The organism is Pseudomonas sp. GW823-FHT06E10, from assembly GCF_058794995.1.
The window spans coordinates 53,571-78,823 of record NZ_JBXAHJ010000005.1 but is presented as its reverse complement, the minus strand read 5'-3'; the positions used below and the strand labels follow the sequence as shown (position 1 = coordinate 78,823).

Here is a 25,253-nt window from a genome sequence, read left to right as displayed (position 1 = left end):
GAGCTTGCTCGCGATGGCGTCGGCACACTCAATATTGTTGTTGACTGATACACCGCTATCGCGAGCAAGCTCGCTCCCCCAGTTGGATAGGTGTTTGCAGGTTTAGCGACCGAGATACACCTCGATCACCCGCTCGTTGTCCTGCACCTGCTCCAGCGACCCTTCGGCCAGCACGCTGCCCTGATGCAACACCGTGACGTGGTCGGCAATCGAGCCGACGAAGCCCATGTCGTGTTCCACCACCATCAGCGAGTGCTTGCCGGCCAGGCTCTTGAACAGCTCGGCGGTGAATTCGGTTTCGGCGTCGGTCATGCCCGCGACCGGTTCGTCGAGCAGCAGCAATTGCGGGTCCTGCATCAGCAGCATGCCGATCTCCAGGAATTGTTTCTGGCCGTGGGACAACAGGCCGGCCGGGCGATTGACCGACGAGGTCAGGCGAATGGTGTCCAGCACTTGGGCGATGCGGTCTTTCTGCTCGCCGCTCAAGCGCGCCCGCAGGCTGGCCCAAACGGATTTGTCGGTTTTCTGCGCCAGCTCAAGGTTTTCAAACACGCTCAAGGCTTCGAACACCGTGGGCTTCTGGAACTTGCGGCCGATACCGGCCTGGGCGATCTGCACTTCGCTCATTTGCGTCAGGTCCAGGGTTTCGCCGAACCAGGCCTTGCCGTGACTGGGGCGGGTCTTGCCGGTGATCACGTCCATCAGGGTGGTCTTGCCCGCGCCGTTGGGGCCGATGATGCAGCGCAGTTCGCCGACGCCGATGTACAGGTTCAGATTGTTCAACGCGCGGAAGCCATCGAAGCTGACGCTGATGTCTTCCAGGGTCAGGATGGTGCCGTGGCGCGTGTTCAGCCCTTTGCCGGCACGTTGGCCGAGGCCGATGGCATCGCGGCTGCTGCCGGCGTCGCGGTTGGGTTCCAGTGGAGGAAAGAACGCCGGTTCGAGCATGAATTCAGCCGTTGCAGTGACTCTCATGATTCACCTCTTTTTTTCAGCAGACCGATCACGCCCTTGGGCAGGTACAGGGTCACGACGATGAACAGCGCACCAAGGAAGAACAGCCAGTACTCGGGGAACGCGACGGTGAACCAGCTCTTCATGCCGTTGACCACACCAGCACCGAGCAACGGACCGATCAAGGTGCCGCGACCGCCAAGGGCCACCCACACCGCTGCTTCGATAGAATTGGTCGGCGACATCTCACTCGGGTTGATGATCCCCACTTGCGGCACGTATAGCGCACCGGCCAGGCCACACAACACCGCGCTCAATACCCAGACAAACAACTTGAACCCGCGCGGGTCGTAGCCGCAGAACATCAGGCGGTTTTCTGCATCGCGCAGCGCAGTCAGTACCCGTCCGAATTTGCTTTGCGCCAGGCGCCAGCCGATAAACAGGCTCGCCACCAGCAACAGCACCGTGGCGAAAAACAGCACCGCGCGGGTGCCCGGCTCGGTGATGCCGAAGCCGAGAATCGTGCGGAAGTTGGTGAAGCCGTTGTTGCCGCCGAAGCCGGTTTCGTTGCGGAAAAACAGCAGCATCCCGGCGAAGGTCAGGGCCTGGGTCATGATCGAGAAATACACGCCCTTGATCCGCGAGCGGAAGGCAAAGAAGCCGAACACCAAGGCCAGCAACCCCGGCGCCAAAACCACCAGGCACAGGGTCCAGAGGAAGCTGCTGGTACCGGTCCAGAACCACGGCATTTCGGTCCATGACAGGAACGTCATGAAGGCCGGCAAGCCATCACCCGCGGCCTGGCGCATCAGGTACATACCCATGGCATAGCCGCCGAGGGCGAAGAACAGGCCGTGCCCCAAGGACAGCAGGCCGGCGTAACCCCACACCAGATCCAGCGCCAGTGCGACGATGGCGTAGCAAAGAATCTTGCCCACCAGCGTCAGCGTATAGGCTGAAACATGCAGCGTGCTGTCCACCGGTAACAACGACAGGAGCGGCAGCGCCAACAGCAGAGCGAGAATCACTGCACCGACGGCAATCGAGGCTTTAGGGCCGGCTTTTTGGGTCGCGGTAACGAGCAGGGGCTGGTTCATCAGTCGATCACCCGTCCTTTGAGTGCGAAGAGGCCTTGCGGACGTTTCTGGATGAACAGAATGATCAGCGCGAGGATGAGGATCTTGCCGAGTACGGCACCGATCTGCGGTTCGAGAATCTTGTTGGCGATCCCCAGGCCAAACGCCGCCAGCACGCTACCGGCCAACTGACCGACACCGCCGAGCACCACCACCAGGAACGAGTCGATGATGTAGCTCTGGCCGAGGTCCGGGCCGACGTTGCCGATCTGGCTCAGGGCCACGCCGCCAAGGCCGGCGATGCCCGAACCGAGACCGAAGGCGAGCATGTCCACGCGTCCGGTGGGCACGCCGCAGCAGGCGGCCATGTTGCGGTTCTGGGTGACGGCGCGAACATTCAGGCCCAGGCGAGTCTTGTTCAGCAGCAGCCAGGTCAGCACCACCACAAACAGCGCAAAGGCAATGATGACGATGCGGTTGTACGGCAGCACCAGGTTCGGCAGCACTTGAATGCCGCCCGACAGCCACGCGGGGTTGGCCACTTCGACGTTCTGCGCGCCGAACACCAGACGAACCAGTTGAATCAGCATGAGGCTGATGCCCCAGGTGGCGAGCAGGGTTTCCAGTGGGCGGCCATAGAGGTGGCGAATCACCGTGCGCTCCAGCGCCATGCCGATGGCCGCGGTGACGAAAAACGCCACCGGTAGCGCCATCAGCGGATAGAACTCGATGGCCTGCGGGGCGAAGCGCTGGAACATCAGTTGCACGACGTAGGTCGAGTAGGCACCGAGCATCAGCATCTCGCCGTGGGCCATGTTGATCACACCGAGCAGGCCGAAGGTGATCGCAAGTCCCAGGGCCGCGAGCAGCAGAATCGAGCCCAGGGACATGCCGCTGAATGCCTGGCCGAGCATCTCGCCGACCAACAGTTTGCGTTTGACTTGAGCGAGGCTGGTTTCGGCCGCAGTGCGTACGGTGACATCGGCTTCAACGCCAGGCTCGAGCAAGCCTTCGAGACGGGTGCGGGCCAGCGGGTCACCGGTTTCACCGAGCAGGCGGACGGCTGCGAGGCGCACGGCCGGGTCGCTGTCGACCAATTGCAGGTTGGCCAGGGCGAGACTCAGGGCACTGTGGACGCCTTCGTCCTTTTCGCCCGCCAGCTGCTGGTCGAGGAATTTCAACTGCGCCGGTTTGGCACTTTTCTGTAGTTGCTGCGCAGCGGCCAGACGCAATTTGGCGTCGGCGGCGAGCAGTTGGTGGCTGGCCAGGGCGGTGTCGATCAAGCCCCGCAAGCGGTTGTTCAGACGCAAGGTTTTCGGCTGGCCGTCGACGGTCAGTTCGCCTTGTTGCAGGGCGTTGATCAATTCGATGCGGGCCGGATCGGGCTGCGCGGCCCAGGCTTCCAGCAGCCTGGCTTGCTGCACGGGATTGGCGGCGACGAAGTCTTCGGCGTCGCCGGCGAAAGTGGCCATCGGCAGCAAGAGTGCAATGGCGAAAATGATGCGGTAAAGGGCGGTGGGCATAGAGAGTCGCCTTGACGCGGACATTGTGGGAGCGGGCTTGCTCGCGATAGCGGTGGCCCAGTCAAAGAGATGTCGAATGTGCCGACCTCATCGCGAGCAAGCTCGCTCCCACAGGGAGTTGTGTCGGCCTCAGGCACTGAGCCTGGCGCCGACATCCAGTGGCTTAGTTGCTCTTCATCGCGTAGTCCGGTTTCTTGTCGTTACCCGGAATGAACGGGCTCCACGGCTGGGCGCGGATCGGGCCTTCGGTCTGCCACACCACATTGAACTGACCGTCGGCCTGGATCTCGCCGATCATCACCGGCTTGTGCAGGTGGTGGTTGGTCTTGTCCATGGTCAGGGTGTATCCGGACGGCGCGGCAAAGGTCTGGCCGCCCAAGGCTTCGCGAACTTTGTCGACGTCGGTGGACTTGGCTTTTTCAGCCGCTTGCGCCCACATGTGGATGCCGACGTAGGTGGCTTCCATCGGATCGTTGGTCACCGCTTTGTCGGCGCCCGGCAGGTTGTGTTTCTTCGCGTAGGCTTTCCAGTCGGCGACGAATTTCTTGTTCGCCGGGTTCTCAACCGACTCGAAGTAGTTCCACGCCGCGAGGTTGCCCACCAATGGCTTGGTGTCGATGCCACGTAGTTCTTCTTCGCCCACCGAGAACGCCACGACCGGCACGTCGGTAGCCTTCAGGCCCTGGTTGGCCAGTTCTTTATAGAACGGCACGTTGGAGTCGCCGTTGACGGTGGAGATGACCGCCGTCTTGCCGCCTGCCGAGAACTTCTTGATGTTGGCGACGATGGTCTGGTAGTCGCTGTGACCGAACGGGGTGTAGACCTCTTCGATGTCCTTGTCGGCCACGCCTTTGGAGTGCAGGAACGAACGCAGGATCTTGTTGGTGGTTCGCGGGTAGACGTAGTCGGTGCCGAGCAGGAAGTAGCGCTTGGCGCTGCCGCCTTCTTCGCTCATCAGGTATTCAACGGCAGGGATCGCCTGCTGGTTCGGCGCAGCGCCGGTGTAGAAGACGTTCGGCGACATCTCTTCGCCTTCGTATTGCACCGGGTAGAACAGCAAGCCGTTGAGTTCTTCGAACACCGGCAGTACCGATTTACGCGATACGGAAGTCCAGCAACCAAACACCACGGCGACCTTGTCCTGGGTCAGCAATTGACGACCCTTCTCGGCGAACAGCGGCCAGTTCGAGGCAGGGTCGACCACCACCGGCTCGAGCATCTTGCCGTTCACGCCGCCCTTGGCGTTGATCTCGTCGATGGTCATCAGCGCCATGTCTTTCAACGACGTTTCGGAGATCGCCATGGTTCCGGACAACGAATGCAGAATACCGACCTTGATGGTCTCGGCGGCCTGGACAGTCCAGGTCATGCCCATCGCGGCAATGGATGCCGAGAGTGTGAAAGCCTTGATCAAACTGCGACGCTTCATTGTGCGATCTCCATGAACTTATGAGTTTTCTTGGTTGGCAGATGCGGACTACTGAAGGTGTGTTTTGCAAGGGCTGTGCCCGGTCGGCAAAGGCAGGGAAATGTCGGTTTAGAGCGGTCGTGCGGTTTGATGGCGCACCATGAAGGATCGCGACAGGCGTGTTGGTGCGAAGAGGTGCGCCAGATTGGAGCGCAGATCTTGTGGGCAACCCCAATCAACTGTGGGAGCGAGCTTGCTCGCGATAGCGGTGGGTCAGACACCGTCATGTTGGATGTGCCGCCGCCATCGCGAGCAAGCTCGCTCCCACAGGGATCAGCGACGGCGCATCAGGCCGATGAAGAACAGTCCGCCAATCGCGGCGGTAGCGACGCCAATGGGAAGATCTTCAGGAGCAATCATGGTCCGGGCGGCGACGTCGACCCAAACCAGAAACACGCTGCCAAGCAACACGCACACCGGCAGCAACCGTCGGTGTTCAGCCCCGACCAGGCGCCGCGCAATATGCGGCACCATCAACCCGACAAAACCAATCGAGCCGCTGATCGACACCAGCACTCCGGTCATCAACGAGGCAATCAAAAACACCCGCAGGCGCACGGTGCGTGCATTCAGGCCCAGGGTCACCGCCGTCTGTTCACCGGCCATCAGTGCATTCAGCGGTCGCGCCATACCCAGCAGCAATATCAGCCCGAACAACACACTGGCTGTCGGTACCGCCAGCAATTCCCAGCGTGCCAACCCGAGCCCGCCGAGCATCCAGAACATCACCGCCGAACTGGCTCGATGGTCGCCCATGAACAGCAGCAAATTGGCAATCGCCATCATCACGAACGACACCGCCACGCCGCACAGCAGCAAGCGGTCACTGTCCAGGCGCCCATGACGACTGGCAATCATCAGCACCACCAGCATGCTCAGCAATGCCCCGATGAATGCCGCGATCGGCAAGGTCAGCAGACCAACGATTTCACCGACATGCAGCACCACGATCACCGCACCAAGTGTGGCACCGGAAGTCACGCCGAGCAGGTGCGGGTCAGCCAACGGGTTGCGCGTGACTGCTTGCAGCACCGCGCCGATCAACGCCAGGCCCGCGCCCACCAGCGCGCCGAGCAGCATGCGCGGGACGCGGATCAGCCAGACGATATGTTCCTGTCCGGGGTTCCAGTCCACCACACCGAAACCGAACAGTTTATGCAACAGGATGCGCCACACCACATCCAGCGGCACCCGCGCCGGGCCGAAACCCAGGGACACCACGCACGACACCAGCAACAGGGCACCGAGTGCGATCAGCATCAGGGCGTAGCGACGGTTGGTCATTCGCCGTGGAAACCCTTGGCCAGGGTTGCGACCGCCAGCACGTTATCGATCCCCGGCGTGGCCTGCACGTAAGGGATGACGATGAAGCGCTGGTGCCTGATCGCGTCCACCGATTGCAGGGCCTTGTTGCTCAGCAGGAATTGAATCTTCTGATCGGCAGTGACTTCGCTGTAGTCGACGATCACGATCACCTGCGGGTTGCGCTCGACCACGGTTTCCCAATTGACCCGGGTCCAGCTTGCGTCGACATCCTCCAGAACATTGCGCCCGCCAGCGGCGTCGATCAGCGCTTGCGGCATACCCAGGCTTCCTGAGGTCATGGCGCGATCTTCGCCGCTGTCGTACAGGAAGACCCGCGGTTTTTCCGCGGGCAGGTCTTTGCCAATGTCTGCCACTTGCGCCTGCATGTGGGTGATCAGGGCATTGGCGCGGTCCTGCACGTCAAAGATTCTGCCGAGGTTGCGCAGGTCGTTGTAGGTGTCTTCGAGGCTGGCCGGCGGGCGCTTCATCACGAAGGCGCAGGACTCGCTCAGCTCATACACATTGATGCCCAGCGGTTGCAGGGTTTGCGGCGTGAGATCGCCGCCGATACGCATGCCGTAGTCCCAGCCGGCGAAGAAGAAATCGACGTTGGCATTGAGCAGGGTTTCCACCGACGGGTACTTGGCCGCCAGTTCCGGCAGGCCTTCGAGAATGCCCTGCATCTCGGGCGTCACGGCCTTCCAGCCACTGATGCCGCTGTAACCGGCCATCCGTGGTTTGAGGCCGAGGGCGAGCATCATCTGGGTCATGTTGATGTCGTGGCTGAGCGCGTGTTTTGGTGCCTGCTTGAAGGTCACTTCGCGGTTGCAGCTTTTGATTGTCAGCGGGTAACGGGTGGCTTCGGCCAATGCCTGGACGCTGCCCAGCAGCATCACGAGAGAGAGGCAGGAGCGCAGCAGGGAACGCAAAGTCATGGTTGGGTTATCCAGGTGATTCGTGGGTAGCCGTGCAGTGGATGTTCATCGATCAGTGCTTGGACGCCGAACACATTGCGCAGCAGCGCAGCGGTCAGGACTTCTTTCGGCGTGCCGCTGGCGACGATACGACCATGGTTGATCACGTACAGTCGATCACAAAAAGCCGCCGCCAGATTGAGGTCGTGGATGCTCGCCAGGGTGCCGATATTCAAGCGCTTGACCAACTTCAAAAGCTCAAGCTGAAAATGCGGGTCGAGGTGGTTGGTCGGCTCGTCAAGGATCAGCAGTTGTGGTTGCTGGGCCAGGGCGCGGGCGAGGATGACCCGCTGTTTTTCACCACCGGAGAGAGTGGCGAACCCGTGGTCTTCGAAGCCCTTGAGGCCAACGGATTCCAGGGCCTGATTGACCAGGTCGCGGTCTTCAAGGGTGTCGCCGTCGAACAAGCCTTTGTGCGGCGTGCGGCCCATGGCGACCACCTCCTCGACGGTCAGGCCGAAGGCATCAGGGAACTCCTGCAACACCACGGCGATGCGTTGCGCGCACCAGCGCGAGGAGTGCTTCCAGACGTTCTGGTGATCGAGTCTGACCTCGCCGCTTTCCGGTTGATTGAAGCGCCAGGCACACCGCAACAGGCTGGTCTTGCCACTGCCGTTGGGGCCGATCAGCCCGACGAACTCACCGGCGGCCACGTGTAGCGAGGCGTCACGCAGCTGGAATTGGTGGTGGCAATGGCCGTGACCCAGTGGGGACCAGGTAAGGTTTGTCAGATTCAGCGAGGTCATGCAGTGACTCTTGAGGTGATGCTGATGGCCCCTTCGCGGACAAGCTCGCTCCCACAGGTCTTACGCAATCCCTGTGGGAGCGAGCTTGCTCGCGATGGGGCTGAGGTGATGCGCGGGGAGTTTACAGTGCCTTTCGCCCGGCGCATCTCGCCTGTTTCAAGATGAAGATGAAGCCGACTCAGTTTGCCGGGTAAAGCGCGACAGCAGCACGCGATCGAGCACCCACACCGCCACCAGAGAAGCACCCACCAACGGGAAGGCCACTGCCAGGGCGAACATGATCACCATCGCGGTTTTCCATTTTGGCAGGTCATGGCGCAGCGGCGGCACGCCGAGTTTTCCTTGCGGACGGCGCTTCCACCAGATCACCACGCCGCTGACCGCGCTGAGCAAAATCATCAGGCAGATCAGCAATACGACGATCTGGTTGAACACGCCGAACATCTTGCCCTCGTGCAGCATCACGCCGATTTCCGTGGCGCGGGCGACGGTGCCGTACTGCTCGAAGCGTACATCGGCCAGGACCTTGCCGGTGTACTGATCGATGTGCAGCGTGGCGTCATTGCGCGGGTCGTCGGCGAATACGGCGATGGTGAACACGCCGGTCGCGGTGGTCGGCAGGGTGATGCTGTAGCCCGGTTCGACCTTGCGCTCTCTGGCGATGTTTTGTACGTCCTGCAGGCGGATGGTCGGCGATGCCGGACCGGCCGCTGCGCCGTCGTGGGCCATGTGCTCGGCATGGTCGCCGGACATCGGCATCGGGGTGTTTTCCATGGCCCACGGCACGGTCTGGCGGGTGGCGGTGTTGAGGCTGCGTGCCTCGACGTCAGACTTCGGCACGTCATCCCACATGGCCGCCGGGAACACGTTCCACACTTCGGCGTATTGCTTGCCCCAGAAACCGGTCCAGGTCATGCCGCTGAGCAGCATCACCAGCAGCAGGGACGCCCCCCAGAACCCGGTGACCGCGTGCAGGTCGCGCCACAATACGCGACCTCGACTGTTCAGGCGTGGCCACAAAATGCCTGCCGCCTGACCGCGCGGCCACCACAGGAAAATGCCGGACACCACCAGCACCACGCCCCACCCGGCGGCCAGTTCGATCAGCCGATCGCCAACGGTGCCGATCATCAGCTCGCCGTGAATCGACCGGGCGATGGCTTGCAGGTTCTTCTTGGCATCTTGTTCACCGAGGATGTCACCGTGGTACGGATCAACGAAAACGTTCAGCTCCTTTTCATCGTTGAGCACGACAAACTGCGCGCTGCGCTCGGCATTGACCGGTGGCAGGTACTGGGTGACCTGACCTTGTGGATAAGCCGTTTTCACCCGTGTCAGCAGGTCGTCGGCCGGGATGGTGTGATGACCGGCCGGGACGTTGAGCAGGCTGCTGTACATCAGCGAGTCGAGCTGCGGTTTGAACAGGTAGACGGTGCCGGTCAACGCCAGCATCACCATGAATGGCGCAACGAACAATCCGGCATAGAAATGCCAGCGCCAGGCCAGGTTGTAGAAATTCACTTTGGGCTGTTTCATCACGTGTGCTCCGCTTGGCTGGATCTTTTAGTTGTTTGTTTTTGCGGTTGCTGCGCAACCGATCGCGAGCAGGCTCGCTCCCCTGTAGGGGCGAGCTTGCTCGCGAAGTTTTTAGAAACTCATGTCCACCTTGGTCCAGAGCGTTCGCCCCGGTTCCTTGATGGCTTGCGGGTTATTGGCCGGGTAGCCGAAACCGGCGTTGCCGGCCAGGTTCAAGTGCTCGGCGTAAGCCTTGCCGAACAGGTTGTCGACGCCGCTGCTGACCTTCCAGTTGCTGTTGATCCGATAGGCACCGTTGAGGGAGAACACGCCGAAGCCCGGCGTCTTGTCGAAGTCCTTGCCGACCACGTTGCCCTTGTTCTGGTCGATGCGGTTTTGTGCGGCGACCACTCTCCACAGTGCGCCGGCGCTCCAGTTGTCTTCGCTGTAGGTCAGGCCGAAACGGGCATCCAGTGGCGGCATCTGCGGCAATGCACTGCCATCGCTGCTGTTCTTGCCCCAGGCGTAGGCCAGGGTCGCGTCGGCTTTCCAGTTGTCGGTGAAGTTGTAAGCGGCGCCCAGTTCGCCGCCCATGATTCGCGCGTCGATGTTTTCGGCTTGCGAGGTCGTACCCATCATTGTCGGGGTGTAGTTGAACAGGATATAATCGCGCACCTGCCCGACGTAAGCCGAGGCCCAGGCTTCGAGGTCTTCGGTCTTGTATTGCAGGCCGAAATCGAGCTGGGTGGTTTTTTCCGGTTTGATCGAGTCGAAGGCATTCACCGAGCCGGCGGGGCCGGACTTGGGAGAGAAAAGCTCCCAGTAATCCGGGAACCGCTGGGAGTGACCGAGGCCGGCATACAGGGTGGTCGGGCTGTCGGCCAAGTCATGTTCATAGCGGATGAAACCACTCGGCAGGGTGTCGGCGCGGGTGTCGTCGGCGGTCGGATTCGGGCGGGTCATCATGCCCGAGCCGGTGGTCTGCCGATAATCCTTGGCCGAGGCGCGGTCCAGGCGTGCGCCGCTGATCAGGCGGTCACGGTCGGCGGCGTACCAGGTCAATTCGCCGAAGACTCCGTAGTTATGGAAGTCGGCATCCTTGGTGTACGGCAGGTCCTTGTAGGTGTCGACGCCCATGGCGCCGCGCTGGCGATGTTCGTTGGTCTGTGCGTCGATGCCGCCGATCAGTTGCACATCAGTCCAGCGCCAGGTGGCCTTGACCCGGGCGCCGAGGGTGCGGCGGTCGACGTTGGAGGCCATGGGGCCGGCCATCATCCCGGTGCCGGACGGCGTGCGCAGGGTGTAGTTGTCCATCACGTGATCGGCGTAGTTGTAGTAGACCTGCGCCTCGACCTTATCCAGTACCTCGCCGATGTTGGATTGCTCGAAGCGCAGGCCAAGGCTTTCGCGCAGGAACTGCGAGCCGTCCATGCCGCGCCCGGCGTAGCGGGCTTCACCATCGCCACGGCCGGCGGTCAGCTCCAGCAAGGTGTCGGTGTTCGGCGTCCAGCCGACGGCCACGTCGCCGTTCCATTTGTCATAGCGCGACGCCACGGTGTCGTTGTTGCCGTCCTGGTAGTCGTCGGAGTGTGCGGTGTTGCCGATGACCCGCACATAACCCGATTGTCCACCGGCGGCAGCGTCCACCAGTTTGTCGAAGCGGCCGTTGGAACCGGCCAGCACGCTGGCGTTGACCCGGGTGCCGAGTGCGCCGAAGTGCTCCGGCTCGCGGTCGAACAGGATAGTGCCAGCCGAGGAACCCGGTCCCCACAGCACGGTTTGCGGGCCTTTGATTACGGTGAGCTTGTCGTAGGTTTCCGGCGAGATGTAGGAGGTCGGGGCGTCCATCCGGCCCGGGCAGGCACCGAGCATCATGCTGCCGTTGGTGAGGATGTTCAGCCGCGAGCCGAACATGCCGCGCAGCACCGGGTCACCATTGGTGCCGCCATTGCGCACCATGGCAAAGCCGGGGATGGTCTTCAGGTAATCGGCGCCATCGCTGGCGGGCACCGGTTGTCGCGGGTCCTTGGGGTTGGTGACGATGGTCAGGGGCGAGCTGGGCGCAACGGCGGTAATCACCGTCGGGCTCAGTTCTTCGGTGTGACCGGCATGGTCATCGGCCAGCGCAGAAGGCGCCAGCAATGCACCGCACAGGATGGCGGTGGCGTGTCTGAAACGAACACCGGATTCGTTCAGGGCATAAGAGGCTTGGGCAGGGCTCAAGCACGGGACAGCGGAAAACCTGGACATGACAATTTCCATCGAACAGTCGTAAACGACACGGCCGGCAGCCTGAAGCTGTCCCTGTGGGAGCAGGCTTGCTCGCGAAAGCGGTGTGCCAGACGACATCAACGTTGACTGACACTTCCTCTTCGCGAGCAAGCTCGCTCCCACAGGTTGCTTTGGCTGTCTTGCGGACCGTGTGAAATCAGAAGTGAGTGTTTACGCGACGACGGGTGGGGCGCGGGTGCGGGCGCCGGGGAAGAAGGTTGGCCGGGCATGGCCCTGGCGCGCAGAGGGTGTGGTGAAGGTATTGATGGGCGGGATGACGAAGTTGGCGAAAGACACGCCACCGGTCAGCGCCGGGCAATTGAACAGCAGGCTGCAATAGCCACACTTTTCCCACAGCACATGGTGCCCGGGGGCTGGCGGGCAATGCTCGGTGGTGGCTTGCGTGGCATGGTCGGCATGCTCCATCGCCGACATGTCCATGCTCATACCCGTAGGCATGCTCATCGACATGGCGCGCGAATCCATCGGCATCGACTGAGAAATCAGCGGACCGATAAAGATCATCAGCATGGCGAACAGGCTGATCCAGCTGCCACGTGTCAGGCTCAATGCCTGATTGCGTGACCTGAATGACCTGGCGCTAAGCGGGCGCATGGGCGTATTCAGCGCGGGTGGTTATTGCGCGTGCTTGTGTTCTTGCATGGCATCCGGTGCCTGCTTCTGCACCGCGACTTCGACCGTCACGTCACCGGACTTCTCGAAGTGCAGCGTCATGGGGAAGCGCTTGCCGTCAGTGAGCAGGCTGCGGTCCTTGAGGCCCAGCAACATCACGTGATAGGCCATGGGTGCGAAAGTGACCTCACCACCGGCGGGCACTTCCACGCTCGGTACGTGCTGCATTTTCATCATGTCGCCTTGCATCACGTGCTCATGCAATTGCGCTTCGCCCGCAATGGGGGTGTCGACGCTGAGCAGGCGGTCGGCGGTCTTGCCTTGATTGTTGATCACGAAATACGCCGCAACGGTGGGCGCATTGGGCGGCAACTCCTGGGACCACGGATGAGCGATTTCCAGTGTGCCGACCTTGTATTCGTGGGCATTGGCAAAGCAGGCAGGCAGCAGCAACGCAGCCAGAACGATGAGTTTGTTCAACATGGCAATTCTCCGGAACGATTTAAAACGCAGTCAATTGCGAGAAAAAATCACACCAGAGGGGACGCGCGGGGGTTGAGACTCGGCCATTGCTGGCGCGGTGACGGGCTTTCCAGAGAGGCGGCAGGCAGGCTTCGGTTGGACTCGAAGTGCGCGAAATACAGTTGTGGCGTATGCCCCGGCAACGCCACCAATGGCGCGGAACCCGAGCAGCACCAGCAATGCTGCATGTTGGAATGATCGTCGCTTTGCGGGGCTTTCTGTTCAAGGTCGCCGATGGAAATCGCCACCATTCTGGTGCCGCTGGAGCTGCAGAAGCTGCCCCACAACAACTGTTCGGCGGATGACTTCGCCGTTTGCGCCATCGCTCCGGACATCGGCATGGCGAGCATGTTGAACAGCACTGCGAAGCAGGCTATCCAGGCAATTGCGAGCCGGTGTCGGGACATGGGACAAAATCCGTTTGGGTGGGCGATCAGGCGCGGGCTATTTAGCCTGATCAGGGCCGATAAGTAAAAAGGCGGCGTGCGGTGTGGTGTCGCAGCATCAGACAGCGATGGCGTGCAAACGCAGACCCAAGGCTTTCATAACCTTCATGATAGTCGCGAATTCCGGATTGCCACTACTGCTCAGCGCCTTGTACAGACTCTCGCGCCCCAAGCCGGCATCACGGGCTATTTGTGTCATGCCCTTTGCCCGGGCGATATCGTTGAGCGCTGCACGTATCAGCACGCCGTCTCCGGCATCCTCTTCAAAGCAGGCATCCAGATAAGCCGCCATTTCTTCCGGTGTCTTGAGAAACTCGGCGGCATCAAAACGGGTAAATTGTTCGGCCATGATTTACTCCTCATTACCGATATTGTGTGCCATTTGAATAGCACGTTTGATATCTCGTTTTTGAGTCGACTTGTCACCCCCGATCAACAGCAAGTAAATCACCTCATCTCTGCGAGTGAAGTACAACCTGTAGCCTGGGCCGTAGTGAACGCGCATCTCGTAAACCGCAGCACCTACAGATTCGCAATCACCAAAATTTCCATACTCGGCTGCCCGGAGTCTGGCGATTATTCGAGCTTTGCCGATGGTGTCCCTCAGCGAGTTGAGCCAGTCAGCAAATACTTGGGATCGCTCAAAATCGATCATGTTGAATCGTATTCCTTGGGATACAGAGTGGCAAGCGGCACTTTCTTTTGGGCGAGGCCATTCATCCCCGTGGATGTCGGGTGCGCTTGATCGGTTCAGGAGGAGGCGAACTATAGGACTGCGGTCGTAGAGTAGATAGCCAGCTGCGTCTGAGTTTATTGCCAGCGCAATCGCTGGATTTAGCAACTCTCAGGAACAGTCCTACATCGATAGGACATCCAGCATATCCGCCACCGAGAGGAATTCACGATCCACGTCGGGCAACACCGGCCGCTTCAAGACAATCACCGGCACCCCACGTTCACGTGCGACTTCCAGTTTCGGTTCGGTCGCCGTGCTGCCGCTGTTCTTGCTGATCAGCACGTCGATGTTTCGCCGTTCGAACAACTCGCGTTCATCGTCGATCAGGAAGGGCCCACGTGCGCCAATCACTTCGCAGCGCTCGTTGCCCGGATACACATCCAGTGCGCGCAGGGTCCAGAATTGTTCCGCTGGAATTTCGTCCAGGTGTTGCAGGGGCTCGCGACCGAGGGTGAACAGCGGTCGACGGAAGGGCTTCAGGGCGTCGATCAGTCCTGCCCAATCGCTGACTTCCCGCCAGTCATCACCCGCCTGGGCTTGCCAGGCCGGACGCCGCAGCGCCCAGCAGGGAATGCCGCTCAAGCGTGCGGCAGTCGCGGCGTTCTGGCTGATTCGGGCGGCGTAGGGGTGAGTGGCATCGAGCAGCAGATCGATACCTTCATCGCGAATGAATTGCGCCAACCCTTCGGCACCACCGTAGCCACCGACGCGAACCTGGCATTGCAGATCCGTCGGAATCCGACCGATGCCGGCCAGGCTGTAGATATGCTGCGGTCCCAGCGTGCGGGCAATGGCCATGGCTTCGGTCACGCCGCCGAGTAACAGGATGCGCTTCATTGAAAGGCTCCCGCATGGCCAACGATCCCGCCCTGGCGATCGATGGCGAAGACTTCCACCTGAACCTGCGCCGGCACCACGCTGCGGGCAAAATCCAGGGCGTGCTGACAGACGGCATCGCCCAGGGCAACCCCGGCTGCGGCGGCCATGGCCAGTGCCTGCTGGCTGGTGTTGGCCTCGCGGATGTTCTGCTGCAACGCCGCATCGGCGCCGACCTGCGCCGCCCATAACGCCAGTTGCGGCAGGTCAATGCTCGAATGACGACTGTGCAAATCCATGTGCCCGGCCGCCAGTTTGCTGATCTTGCCGAAACCACCGCACAGGCTGAGTTTATCCACAGGCACTTTGCGCAGGTGCTTGAGCACGGCGCCAACGAAGTCGCCCATTTCGATCAGAGCGATTTCCGGCAGGTTGTAGACCCGGCGCATGGTGTCTTCGCTGGCGTTGCCAGTGCAGGCGGCGATGTGCAGGTAACCGTTGGTTTTCGCCACGTCGATGCCCTGGTGGATCGAGGCGATGTAGGCCGCACAGGAAAACGGTCGGACGATACCGCTGGTGCCGAGGATCGACAGTCCGCCAAGAATGCCCAGGCGCGGATTCATGGTTTTCAGTGCCAGTGCCTCGCCGTTCTCGACATTGACCGTGACCTCGAAACCGCCGCTGTAGTCGAATTCGTCAGCCAGTCGGGCCAGGTGTTCGCTGATCATTTTGCGCGGCACCGGGTTGATCGCGGGCTCGCCGACTCCCAGCACCAGCCCGGGCCGGGTCACGGTGCCGACGCCGCGACCGGCCTTGAAGCGCGTCCCCGGTTCGCTGCTCAGGCGCACCTGGGAGTAGAGCAGGGCACCGTGGGTCACGTCCGGATCGTCACCGGCGTCCTTGAGGGTTCCCGATTCGGCGCCGTCCTCGGTGAGGCGGCAGAACTCCAGGCGCATCTGCACCTGTTTGCCCTTGGGCAACACGATTTCCACCGCATCGGCCGATGTGCCAGCCAGCAGCAGACGCGCGGCGGCGAGGCTGGTGGCCGTGGCGCAACTGCCGGTGGTCAGGCCGCTGCGCAGAGGGGCGGGGTGTTCGGCGGTTTCGTCACGCATCGAAGGGTTTCGTCACGTCCAGCAATGTAATCGGCAAGGCCTGGCGCCAGGTGTCGAAGTCGCCCAGCGGTTGGGCCTGGGCGATATGAATTCGCGTCAGCTCCCCGCCGTGTTGCTCGCGCCAGGCCATCAGGGTCATTTCACTTTGCAGTGTGACTGCGTTGGCAATCAGTCGGCCACCGGGTTTGAGTTCGGCCCAGCAGGTATCGAGCACGCCTTCGCGGGTGACACCGCCGCCGATGAAAATCGCGTCCGGTCGCTCCAGCCCGGTCAGTGCCTGCGGCGCGCTGCCGCGAACCAGTTGCAGGCCGGGAACGCCGAGGGCATCGCGGTTGTGTTCGATCAACGCTTGTCGGCCCGCATCTGCCTCGATGGCCAGTGCGCGGCAACCGGGGTGGGCGCGCATCCATTCGATGCCGATCGAGCCACTGCCGGCGCCGACATCCCACAACAGTTCGCCGGGGATCGGGGCCAGGCGCGCGAGGGTGATGGCGCGCACATCGCGCTTGGTCAGTTGGCCGTCGTGCCTGAAGGCGGAGTCCGGCAGGCCGGCCAGTCGCGACAGGCGTAGCGTGTTCGGCTCGGCGATGCACTCGATAGCGATCAGGTTCAGGTCGGCGATCACAGGATCGGTCCAGTCATTGGCGATACCGTCGACACGTCGCTCGGCTTCACCGCCCAAATGTTCGAGCACCGTTATCCGGCTCGGACCGAAACCACGTTCACGCAGCAGTGCGGCGATGGCGGCGGGGCTGCGGCCGTCGTTACTCAACACCAGCAAGCGCAAGCCACTGGACAATTGCGCGTTGAGTGCGGCGACGGGGCGGGCAACCACCGACAACGTGACCACTTCCTGCAAAGGCCAGCCCATTCGCGCCGCGGCGAGCGAGCAGGAAGAGGGAGCGGGCAGAATAAGCATTTCATCGCTGGATAAATGTCGGGAGAGACTGGCTCCCACCCCGAAAAACATCGGATCACCGCTGGCCAGGACGCAAACGGGTTCTCCCTGTTTCGCCAAAACCGGTTCAAGGGCGAAAGGACTGGGCCACAATTGCCGTACACCGCAGATGCAGGCTGGCAACAGGTCCAGCTGCCGTTGACCGCCAATGATCCGCGTAGCGTTCAGCAGAGCGTGTCGGGCATTTTTGCCAAGCCCCTTGAAGCCTTCTTCTCCAATGCCTACCACTGTCAGCCAGGGGGTCATGCTGTTCCTCTTCTATCAATCGAAGCCAAATCATCGCGCTGCCGGTCTGTGTCGACCTGTGCGGTGGTGCATCATAGCGCGGTGTGGATTGAGTTCGCCGGTTGTCAGCGGGAGAAAGCGTCATTGACGGTGATAGCGCACTATTACGGATGTATTGTTGGTACCTTTTGCAGGTCGAATCTCTTCATCCTGATTTCGCTCCGTTTGCGGTCTATGAGCGCTCTTTTGCTTTCGAGTACGTTTTTGTCAAGTTTCAGAGTGGCTCGGTGCTGAATGATCTTTGTCGTCTGTTCTTCCATGTGAAAAAATAGAAAATTGCTCCTTTTTGTAGATGTCACCAATTCGAGATTAAAAACTGCGATCTCAAGAAAACCCTTTGAATCATAGCGTGCAGGTATTACCTGAAACCGCTCTCCCAAGAGACTTTGTTGATCCAGCGAATACAGCGCGGGCTCGTCGGTTTTCAGCGCGTCGAGCGTGTCAATCATGGCGTTCCCTTGTCGGATGTCCGGCATGGCTTGAGCGCTTTGGACCAGAAACTCCGCAATGCTTTTCGAGAGGGTGTGTTGAGTGCGGGTAAAGATCGCATCCTGAAAGACGGACCAGCCAAGAAAATTCAACGTTGTGACGTATTCATGCAGCCACTTTGTCGAGTTGGCAAAGCGACTGCTGACCATGTCGGCGGACTGGGTGGCTATCTGAGTGCAATGAGTGAAGTCATCGTAATCTTGCAGCGAAAGTTGCTCGATGCATGAAATGAGGTTGTGGGCGGTCAATGCTCCAGCCGGTGTTTCCGTGTTCATGTACTACTCCTTGAATATATCTATATTCCGGTGTTGTTTGTTTTTTATGTTGGGCAAATTTACAAGAGTGGCCGTGTGGTTTGAATAAGATTGATGGGTGAAGTTGATTCTTGCTGTTTGCAAGCGAAGCAACTTTATGTCTGGATCGAGAGTATTTCGTCGTCAAGCCGCTTGGGCTTTTCATCAGACCGCCCAAAGCAGGCATAATGCTGTCCTTCGTCTTGTACCGGTCGTCCTGTGAAGTCACGTCAGATACCCAACCGCTTGCGCCCTTCCGCCTGTCCCGGGTTGTTGCGTGTCGTCCAGGCATTGGACGGTGGTATTTGCCGGATCAAACTCGACGGTGGCGCCATCCGTGCGCACCAGGCAATCGCTGTGGCCGATGCCGCCGAGCGATATGCCAGCGGAGCGATCGAGGCGACCAACCGGGCCAACCTGCAGATCCGCGGCATTGGCAACGAGCAAGCGGCGTTGATCGACAGCCTGCTGGCCGCCGATCTGGGGCCGCGTACGGCGGCTGGCGACGATGTGCGCAACCTGATGCTCAGCCCCGGTGCCGGGATCGATCGGCGCATGGTGTTCGACACCCGCCCGCTGGCCGGGCAGATCCTCACCACACTGCAAAACCACGAAGCGTTCCACGACCTCAGTGCCAAGTTCGCCGTGCAGCTTGATGGCGGTGAAGACCTGACGATGCTCGAGCATCCCCATGACCTGTGGCTCTCGGCGTTTGAACAAGACGGCGAGCGACGGCTGGCGTTCGGTCTGGCGGGATGCCCGATGGACAGCCCCGCCGGTTCGGTTGCACTGGCAGACGGGCACGCGCTGGTAGTCGCGGTCCTTGAGTTGTTCCTTGAACTGGCGCGCCCCGAGCAGACGCGAATGCGCCATTTGCTGGCCGAGTACCCGATCGGGGGCATTGTGCTTCGACTGGCTGAGCGAGTGCCGCTGCAGGCCGTTATCGGTTGGCAACGGGTTTCGGGCTCCAGTGATTTGCACATGGGTGCCCATCCCCAGGCCGAGTCCGGTGTTGTCTATGTGGGAGCCGTCCCGCCGCTGGGGCGACTCGATCCGGCGATGCTGCGGGGTGTGGCACAACTGGCGCGGGAGTTCGGTGATTCCAGTCTGCGCTTCACGCCTTGGCAAAGCCTGCTGTTGCCCAATGTCCGCACGGAAAACGCCGCTGAGGTCATTCGGCAATTGCAATGTCTGGGCTTGCAGTGCGAAGCCGATCTGCCATTGTCCCGGTTGATTGCCTGCACCGGCTCAAACGGCTGCGGTAAAAGCCTGGCCGAGACCAAGGGTGATGCCTTGCAACTGGCGACATTGCTGCAACGTCACGGACAAACGCCGAGTGTCCATTTGAGCGGGTGCGCGCGCTCCTGCGCCGCCGCGCATACGGCGCCCGTCACATTACTGGCCGTCGCCCACGGTCACTACGACCTCTATTTTCGCGATGCAGCGCTGCCGGGTTTCGGCGCGCTGCACGCACGCAACCTTACTATTGAAGCGGTCGCGACCCTGCTCGACGCCCGCTCACGGAGCCCCCTTGATGCTTGATTACATCCGCGACGGTCAGGAGATCTATCGCAACTCCTTCGCGATCATTCGCGCCGAGGCCAACCTCGACCGAATCCCGGACGATCTGGAGAAACTCGCGGTCCGTGTCATTCACGCCTGCGGCATGGTCGAGGCCATCGACGGCCTGCAGTTTTCCGAAGGTGCGGGCAAGGCCGGGCGTGATGCGCTGGCGGCCGGCGCGCCGATTTTGTGCGATGCGCGGATGGTCTCCGAAGGCGTGACCCGTGCGCGGTTGCCGGCGAACAATCCGGTGATCTGCACCTTGCGCGACGAGAGTGTTCCGGAACTGGCTCGTGATTTGGGTAACACCCGCTCAGCCGCGGCGCTGGAACTGTGGCGCCCGCATCTGGAAGGCAGCGTGGTGGTCATCGGCAACGCTCCGACGGCGCTGTTTTACTTGCTGGAAATGCTCGACGCCGGTGCGCCAAAACCGGCGCTGATCCTCGGTTTTCCGGTGGGCTTCGTCGGTGCCGCCGAATCCAAGGCCGCGCTGGCGGCTGACAGCCGTGGCGTGCCTTTTGTCATCATGCAGGGTCGCCTGGGCGGTAGCGCCATGGCCGCCGCCGCCGTCAATGCCCTCGCCACGGAGATCGAATGATGCAGCAACCTGGACGTTTGATCGGCCTCGGCGTCGGTCCCGGTGATCCGGAACTGATTACCGTCAAGGCCCTGCGCTTGCTGCGCGAATCCCCAGTGGTGGCGTACTTCGTGGCCAAGGGCAAGAAAGGCAACGCCTTCGGTATCATCGAGGCGCATCTGCAGGAAGCGCAGAACTTGTTGCCGCTGGTGTACCCGGTGACCACCGAAGCCTTGCCGGCACCGTTGTCCTACGAGCAAGTGATCAGCGACTTCTACGATGACGCAGCCGACGAATTGGCGACGCATCTCGATGCCGGTCGCGACGTGGCGGTGATCTGCGAGGGCGATCCGTTCTTCTACGGCTCCTACATGTACCTGCACGACCGGCTCGCCGAGCGTTATCAGGCCGAAGTCGTGCCCGGTGTGTGCTCGATGCTCGGCGGGGCCTCGGTGCTCGGTGCGCCGCTGGTGTATCGCAATCAGAGTCTGTCGGTGTTGTCCGGTGTGTTGCCGCACGACGAACTCAAGCGTCGCCTGGCCGATGCCGATGCGGCGGTGATCATGAAGCTTGGGCGCAACTTTCCCAAGGTTCGCCAAGTGCTGGAAGAACTCGGCTTGGCCGAGCGCGCGTTGTACGTCGAGCGCGCGACCATGGCCAATCAGAAGATCGTGCCGCTGGATCAGGTCGAGCCGATGTCCTCGCCGTACTTCTCGTTGATCATCGTTCCTGGTGAAAGGTGGCAAGGCTGATGACCCGTCCAGTTCCGGCGATTGTCATTCTTGGCAATGGCAGCCTCGCCACCGCGCGTAGTATTCAGCAGGTGTATCCCGACGCCCTGATCCATGGCTTGGCCGAACGGGTCGAAGGCGCGGATCGGGCCTATCACGAGTTCGGTGCGACCCTGCGCGAACTCTATCAACAGGGCACGCCGATCATTGCCCTGTGCGCGGCCGGGATTGTGATCCGCACGCTGGCGCCCTTGTTGCTGGAAAAAGGCGCCGAACCACCGGTATTGGCGGTAGCCGAAGACGGCAGCGCAGTGGTTCCACTGCTGGGTGGTCTTGGTGGGGTAAATGTGATGGCGCGGGAGATTGCCGCCGCGCTGGAAGTCGCGGCGGCGATCACCACCAGCGGCGAGTTGCGTTTCGGCACGTGCCTGCTCAACCCGCCCAGCGGCTATGCCCTTGGTGATCTGGAGTTGGGCAAGCGTTTCGTTTCCGATTTGCTCGCCGGCGAAACGGTGCGCATTGAGGGTGAGGCTCCGTGGCTGGCACACGTGCAGTTGCCTGAGAATGAGCAGGCGCGGCTGACCGTTCACGTCGGCCATACCGAGCGCGAGCCAGCCGCCAACGAATTGCTGATCTATCCACGCAACGTGCTGGTTGCCGTCACGGGCGAATCGAGCAATGTGTCGGGGACCATTCGCGAGGCTTTGCATCAGGCCGGAATCGCCGTGCAATCGATGGCTTGCCTGTTGGCCGCCGACACTGAAATGGCCAGCTCCGCGCTGCGCGAAGTTGCGCTTGAGCTGGGTGTGCCATTGCGTTTTGTCAGTGCTGCAGGTGCGGCCAGTGAACTGCTGCGGCATGCCATAGCGCAGCCTGTCTCCATCGTTGGTGATGACACTATTGCCATTGCGGTCGCCGAGCAGCCGCTGGACCCCTTGCAGATCGGCCGCCCTCGCGGGCGCCTGGCGGTGATTGGTCTCGGGCCGGGCGCTGCCGAATTGATGGTGCCGGCGGTGAAGGCGGAACTGGCTCGTGCCAACGATGTTCTCGGCTACGAGACCTACGTGCGCATGGCCGGGCCGTTCCGGGCTGATCAGATCCTGCACTGCACCGATAACCGTGAAGAAATGCAGCGCGCCCGTCACGCCTTTGAACTGGCTGCCCAAGGTCGGTCGGTGGTGGTGGTGTCGTCTGGCGATCCGGGTGTCTTCGCCATGGCAGCCGCTGTGCTTGAGGCGCTTCACGAGTCTAGCGATGCCATCTGGCACAGCGTCGATCTTGAGATTTTGCCGGGTGTCTCTGCTTCGTTGGCAACGGCTGCCCAGGCCGGTGCGCCCTTGGGGCATGACTTCTGTGTGCTGTCGCTGTCGGACAACCTCAAGCCTTGGTCGATCATTGAAAAACGCCTGGATCTGGCCGCTCAAGCCGATCTCGCTCTGGCCTTTTACAACCCGATCTCACGTTCGCGGCCGTGGCAATTAGGGCGGGCGCTGGAGATTGTTGGCCAGCATCGTGAACCGGCCACTCCGGTTGTGTTAGGGCGGGACATCGGCCGTCCGGGTCAGACCTTGCGGGTGACAACACTCGGTCAACTGAGTGTCGATCAGGTGGACATGCGGACCATGGTACTCATCGGCTCTTCGACAACGCGCGTGATTCCTCGCCTCGATGGCAGTACGTGGGTGTACACGCCGCGCAGCTATGGCGATAAGCTCACCCCCCTATAACAGTAAGTATTTTTTATTTATTGGATAAAACCGGATCGTCATAGGTTAATGACGGTCCGGTTGTCTTGCGTGCTTTATCTGTATGAGTTGTATGTGCTCTTAGTAAATATTGATTGAGGTACATATGTTGTATTTAGTCGCTGTTGATAGTCTGGATAGGGCAGGTTAGATTCAGGGCGCTCCCGGATGGGGCGCTTATTAATATATAAAGGAGTATTGTTTGTGGATAATTTTGAGAGTGCGGTAAGTGTTTCGCAACGCGTTGACTTTGTAAGAAAGTGCATTCAGAAGCGTAAAGTTGCCTTGGCTGGCAGGCCGCGTGTAAGGTCCTTGGCTTTGTCGATTGCATCGAGCCCTACAAAGGAGCTCAACGCGGTGGTACTTGGCAACAGTCTAGTCGGGTACGGAGACAAAATAAGTCTTGAGAACATGGCGATTATTGAAAACTTGATCACCATGTCGAAGATGGAAGCAACTTACGAGGTTTCTGATAGTAAGGATCCCAAGGCTTGGTACCATGCGTTTACAAAGTGCATGGAGGAACTTGGATGTTTCGTGCCGGATAAAGGCTATTCAAAATACAGCGCCACTTCGCTTAAGGTAACGATGGATAATGTCATGGTCGATATTATTCAGGCGGCCGTCGAAGCCGCAAAGGCTGCAATTCCAGGGGCCTCCGTGCTCAGTGCAGTGACCAGCTCTACATTGGATGCATTGAAGAAAGAGCCTGAGGCGATCAACCTGTTGAATCTTGAGTCGAAGAATGCCGAAGGCGTGCGCTTGTCCACTATTCCCTGCGAACAAATGGCAAACGGAATTATCCTGATTGCGATAGGCGCGGTTGATCATCAGGGTGGGGGGAAGGACGGCGGCTTGCTGTTTGTTGATTGGAAGACGTCCTCTCTGGATATTTTTCACGGAAAGTCGTTCATTACTTTCAATCCCGTCCGTTATGCGGAAATCAAGTCGGATATCGAAGAGTATCTTGGCGTTCACCGAAAGGAAGTTCTGGTCAAGCGTTTCAGCCGGCGCAAGTGAAGGGGCAAGGCCAGAGGCTTTGTGTCTCTGGCCTTCTTGAAAACAAGGAAAGCGTATGGCGTATTCCGTATTGATAAATTCAGGCAGCGTTTTACTGTTGTCGACGTCGTTGTCGGCTGCAGACGGGCAGGACGCCCTTGACACTATTTTATTTGCGCAACTCGCGGCAGAGGAAGACTTTCCAGGCGGCAGGAACCACGCTCAATGGACCGATGTATTTGTGGATACGCTGGTTGCCTGTGGTTGGAAGTTCCACGATCAAGGGAGAACTTCGGGAATGTTCCCGGTTGCAGGTGTTACGGTTTTCTCAATACAGGACGCTGTCCATGCGGCCTTTCAATCAAGTCTGTCCGCTGAGCAGATCGTGCTGACGGCAAGTGCTTTGCGCAGGGTCGCGCAATTGCCGGAGACGTCGGTGGCAGCCGGTGTTTTCCGTGGGCAATCGATCATGACTGTCGAGACTGAATCGGCGAGCACGGCAGGTCATTACGCCGGCAACCGTCATCATCGCGTGAGAGTGCTGGCAGGCGTTGTCGAGGCTGATGGCTTCCTGACGTTGGCTTCGGTGTTTTTTGAAACGGGTCAGCCGATAGATCGCCAGTTCATCAGGCAGGATTTTGCCTTGAGTCGCGTTGTGGGAGGTGTGAGCACTTCGTTCCTTCATTCGCGGTTTTCGGTCGACGAATACAAGGCATTCAGAGAAGACACAGTGCTGTGGTTAGGGTCGCAACGACAGGCACTGTGCATCCAGGTCAGCGAGCACGCCGTGCAGTCTCCTCGTTGATTGATGCCGGTTTTCCGACACCGCTCAAGGGGAGACCGAGAACAAGAACGGTGAGAGACATGACGGGCTAAGGAAGCAGGTAGCCCCTGACCCCGGTGAAGATGATCTGTGCCGCCAGTGCACACACGAACAACCCCATTAATCGGCTGACGATCTGTAACCCCTGGTCGCCGAGAATCCGTTCGATGCGGCTGGACAAGAACAGCACCACGCCCACGGTAAAACTGGCCAGGGCAATGCCGACAATGGCCGTGAGCTTGTCGTCCCAGTGCGGCTGGCTCACGCCCATCACCAGCAAGGCACCGATGGTGCCGGGGCCGACTGTCAGCGGGATGGTCAGTGGAACGATGGTGACATCCTGCTGCACATTGTCGGTCTGTACCGCCGATTTGCCTTGTGCCATGCCCAGCGCCGAGATGAACAGCACACTACCGGCACCGATACGAAAGGCGTCCACGGTAATGCCGAACACACTGAAAATCACTCGGCCGAACAAGTACAGCAGAACGCTGGAGACCAGGGTGGCGACCGCTACTTTCCAGGCCAACCGACGCTGTTCCTTGCGCGAATAACCACGGGTCAGGCTGATGAAGCAGGACAACACGAAGAATGGGCTGTAGAGCACCAGCATCTTCAGATAAACGCTGAACAACACATGGAGCATGGTGCCGGGCTCACTGGCGAGGGAAGTCGAGGGGGAGTCTATCA

General features: G+C 60.4%; 25 protein-coding genes. 6 read left to right on the top strand and 19 right to left on the bottom strand.

Going from position 1 to position 25,253, the window contains the following annotated elements:
* Nucleotides 1-102 precede the first annotated feature (102 nt).
* The 18 genes from urtD to AC1Q6Y_RS09985 form a co-directional block, all read right to left on the bottom strand.
* Nucleotides 103-975, bottom strand: a complete 873-nt coding sequence (gene urtD, locus AC1Q6Y_RS10070; RefSeq protein ID WP_057712189.1) for an urea ABC transporter ATP-binding protein UrtD — start codon at nucleotides 973-975, stop codon at nucleotides 103-105.
* Nucleotides 972-2,051: an urea ABC transporter permease subunit UrtC gene (gene urtC, locus AC1Q6Y_RS10065; protein WP_429521903.1), complete on the bottom strand. Its 1,080-nt coding sequence runs from the start codon at nucleotides 2,049-2,051 to the stop codon at nucleotides 972-974. The genes urtD and urtC overlap by 4 nt, the downstream gene beginning before the upstream one ends.
* Nucleotides 2,051-3,553 (bottom strand): urea ABC transporter permease subunit UrtB, encoded by a 1,503-nt coding sequence (urtB, locus tag AC1Q6Y_RS10060; protein WP_492624498.1) that lies wholly within the window; start codon nucleotides 3,551-3,553, stop codon nucleotides 2,051-2,053. Before urtB ends, urtC begins: the two co-directional genes overlap by 1 nt.
* Nucleotides 3,554-3,716: 163 nt before the next feature.
* On the bottom strand, nucleotides 3,717-4,982 hold the full coding sequence (gene urtA / locus AC1Q6Y_RS10055; protein WP_057712186.1) for an urea ABC transporter substrate-binding protein: 1,266 nt from the start codon (nucleotides 4,980-4,982) through the stop codon (nucleotides 3,717-3,719).
* Nucleotides 4,983-5,294: 312 nt separating this feature from the next.
* The gene (locus tag AC1Q6Y_RS10050; protein WP_407514968.1) at nucleotides 5,295-6,305 is read right to left on the bottom strand and encodes a FecCD family ABC transporter permease; all 1,011 of its coding nucleotides are present in this window, start codon (nucleotides 6,303-6,305) and stop codon (nucleotides 5,295-5,297) included.
* Nucleotides 6,302-7,261: an ABC transporter substrate-binding protein gene (locus AC1Q6Y_RS10045; RefSeq protein ID WP_090452887.1), complete on the bottom strand. Its 960-nt coding sequence runs from the start codon at nucleotides 7,259-7,261 to the stop codon at nucleotides 6,302-6,304. The genes AC1Q6Y_RS10050 and AC1Q6Y_RS10045 overlap by 4 nt, the downstream gene beginning before the upstream one ends.
* Nucleotides 7,258-8,046, bottom strand: a complete 789-nt coding sequence (locus AC1Q6Y_RS10040) for an ABC transporter ATP-binding protein (protein WP_090452889.1) — start codon at nucleotides 8,044-8,046, stop codon at nucleotides 7,258-7,260. The genes AC1Q6Y_RS10045 and AC1Q6Y_RS10040 overlap by 4 nt, the downstream gene beginning before the upstream one ends.
* Before the next feature lie 156 nt (nucleotides 8,047-8,202).
* Nucleotides 8,203-9,582 carry a PepSY-associated TM helix domain-containing protein gene (locus AC1Q6Y_RS10035; protein WP_492624497.1) on the bottom strand — a complete coding sequence of 460 codons (1,380 nt, stop codon included), beginning with the start codon at nucleotides 9,580-9,582 and terminating at the stop codon, nucleotides 8,203-8,205.
* A gap of 111 nt (nucleotides 9,583-9,693) precedes the next feature.
* Nucleotides 9,694-11,811 (bottom strand): TonB-dependent copper receptor, encoded by a 2,118-nt coding sequence (locus AC1Q6Y_RS10030; RefSeq protein ID WP_492624496.1) that lies wholly within the window; start codon nucleotides 11,809-11,811, stop codon nucleotides 9,694-9,696.
* 192 nt (nucleotides 11,812-12,003) lie between these two features.
* Entirely contained in the window at nucleotides 12,004-12,447 is a 444-nt protein-coding gene (locus AC1Q6Y_RS10025; RefSeq protein ID WP_492624495.1) for a DUF2946 domain-containing protein, read from the bottom strand.
* A gap of 21 nt (nucleotides 12,448-12,468) precedes the next feature.
* Nucleotides 12,469-12,948 (bottom strand): copper chaperone PCu(A)C, encoded by a 480-nt coding sequence (locus AC1Q6Y_RS10020; protein ID WP_057712179.1) that lies wholly within the window; start codon nucleotides 12,946-12,948, stop codon nucleotides 12,469-12,471.
* Between the two features lie 47 nt (nucleotides 12,949-12,995).
* Entirely contained in the window at nucleotides 12,996-13,394 is a 399-nt protein-coding gene (locus AC1Q6Y_RS10015) for a DUF2946 domain-containing protein (protein ID WP_407514965.1), read from the bottom strand.
* Nucleotides 13,395-13,491: 97 nt separating this feature from the next.
* Nucleotides 13,492-13,782: an addiction module antidote protein gene (locus tag AC1Q6Y_RS10010; protein ID WP_057397803.1), complete on the bottom strand. Its 291-nt coding sequence runs from the start codon at nucleotides 13,780-13,782 to the stop codon at nucleotides 13,492-13,494.
* Nucleotides 13,783-13,785: 3 nt separating this feature from the next.
* Entirely contained in the window at nucleotides 13,786-14,088 is a 303-nt protein-coding gene (locus AC1Q6Y_RS10005; protein WP_218495156.1) for a type II toxin-antitoxin system RelE/ParE family toxin, read from the bottom strand.
* Nucleotides 14,089-14,289: 201 nt separating this feature from the next.
* Nucleotides 14,290-15,006 (bottom strand): cobalt-precorrin-6A reductase, encoded by a 717-nt coding sequence (locus AC1Q6Y_RS10000; RefSeq protein WP_407514964.1) that lies wholly within the window; start codon nucleotides 15,004-15,006, stop codon nucleotides 14,290-14,292.
* A complete protein-coding gene (locus AC1Q6Y_RS09995; RefSeq protein ID WP_407514963.1) occupies nucleotides 15,003-16,100 on the bottom strand; it encodes a cobalt-precorrin-5B (C(1))-methyltransferase in 1,098 nt (365 codons plus the stop codon). Before AC1Q6Y_RS09995 ends, AC1Q6Y_RS10000 begins: the two co-directional genes overlap by 4 nt.
* The gene (gene cbiE, locus AC1Q6Y_RS09990; protein ID WP_492624494.1) at nucleotides 16,093-17,304 is read right to left on the bottom strand and encodes a precorrin-6y C5,15-methyltransferase (decarboxylating) subunit CbiE; all 1,212 of its coding nucleotides are present in this window, start codon (nucleotides 17,302-17,304) and stop codon (nucleotides 16,093-16,095) included. The genes AC1Q6Y_RS09995 and cbiE overlap by 8 nt, the downstream gene beginning before the upstream one ends.
* Nucleotides 17,305-17,447: 143 nt before the next feature.
* On the bottom strand, nucleotides 17,448-18,107 hold the full coding sequence (locus tag AC1Q6Y_RS09985; RefSeq protein WP_090452906.1) for a hypothetical protein: 660 nt from the start codon (nucleotides 18,105-18,107) through the stop codon (nucleotides 17,448-17,450).
* 252 nt (nucleotides 18,108-18,359) lie between these two features.
* Here AC1Q6Y_RS09985 and cobG point away from each other — a divergent pair, with 252 nt between their 5' ends.
* From cobG to AC1Q6Y_RS09955, 6 genes are all read left to right on the top strand, one after another.
* Nucleotides 18,360-19,667: a precorrin-3B synthase gene (cobG, locus tag AC1Q6Y_RS09980; protein ID WP_492624585.1), complete on the top strand. Its 1,308-nt coding sequence runs from the start codon at nucleotides 18,360-18,362 to the stop codon at nucleotides 19,665-19,667.
* Complete coding sequence (locus AC1Q6Y_RS09975) at nucleotides 19,660-20,286, top strand: precorrin-8X methylmutase (RefSeq protein WP_057712171.1); 627 nt, start codon at nucleotides 19,660-19,662, stop codon at nucleotides 20,284-20,286. Before cobG ends, AC1Q6Y_RS09975 begins: the two co-directional genes overlap by 8 nt.
* Nucleotides 20,286-21,017 carry a precorrin-2 C(20)-methyltransferase gene (locus tag AC1Q6Y_RS09970; RefSeq protein WP_033063580.1) on the top strand — a complete coding sequence of 244 codons (732 nt, stop codon included), beginning with the start codon at nucleotides 20,286-20,288 and terminating at the stop codon, nucleotides 21,015-21,017. Before AC1Q6Y_RS09975 ends, AC1Q6Y_RS09970 begins: the two co-directional genes overlap by 1 nt.
* Nucleotides 21,017-22,723, top strand: a complete 1,707-nt coding sequence (gene cobJ / locus AC1Q6Y_RS09965; protein ID WP_218495151.1) for a precorrin-3B C(17)-methyltransferase — start codon at nucleotides 21,017-21,019, stop codon at nucleotides 22,721-22,723. Before AC1Q6Y_RS09970 ends, cobJ begins: the two co-directional genes overlap by 1 nt.
* 222 nt (nucleotides 22,724-22,945) lie before the next feature.
* Nucleotides 22,946-23,761: a hypothetical protein gene (locus AC1Q6Y_RS09960; protein ID WP_057712169.1), complete on the top strand. Its 816-nt coding sequence runs from the start codon at nucleotides 22,946-22,948 to the stop codon at nucleotides 23,759-23,761.
* Between the two features lie 55 nt (nucleotides 23,762-23,816).
* Entirely contained in the window at nucleotides 23,817-24,545 is a 729-nt protein-coding gene (locus AC1Q6Y_RS09955) for a hypothetical protein (protein WP_492624493.1), read from the top strand.
* Between the two features lie 67 nt (nucleotides 24,546-24,612).
* Here the strand turns inward: AC1Q6Y_RS09955 and AC1Q6Y_RS09950 are convergent, their stop codons facing one another.
* Nucleotides 24,613-25,209 carry a MarC family protein gene (locus AC1Q6Y_RS09950; protein ID WP_057712167.1) on the bottom strand — a complete coding sequence of 199 codons (597 nt, stop codon included), beginning with the start codon at nucleotides 25,207-25,209 and terminating at the stop codon, nucleotides 24,613-24,615.
* Nucleotides 25,210-25,253 lie beyond the last annotated feature (44 nt).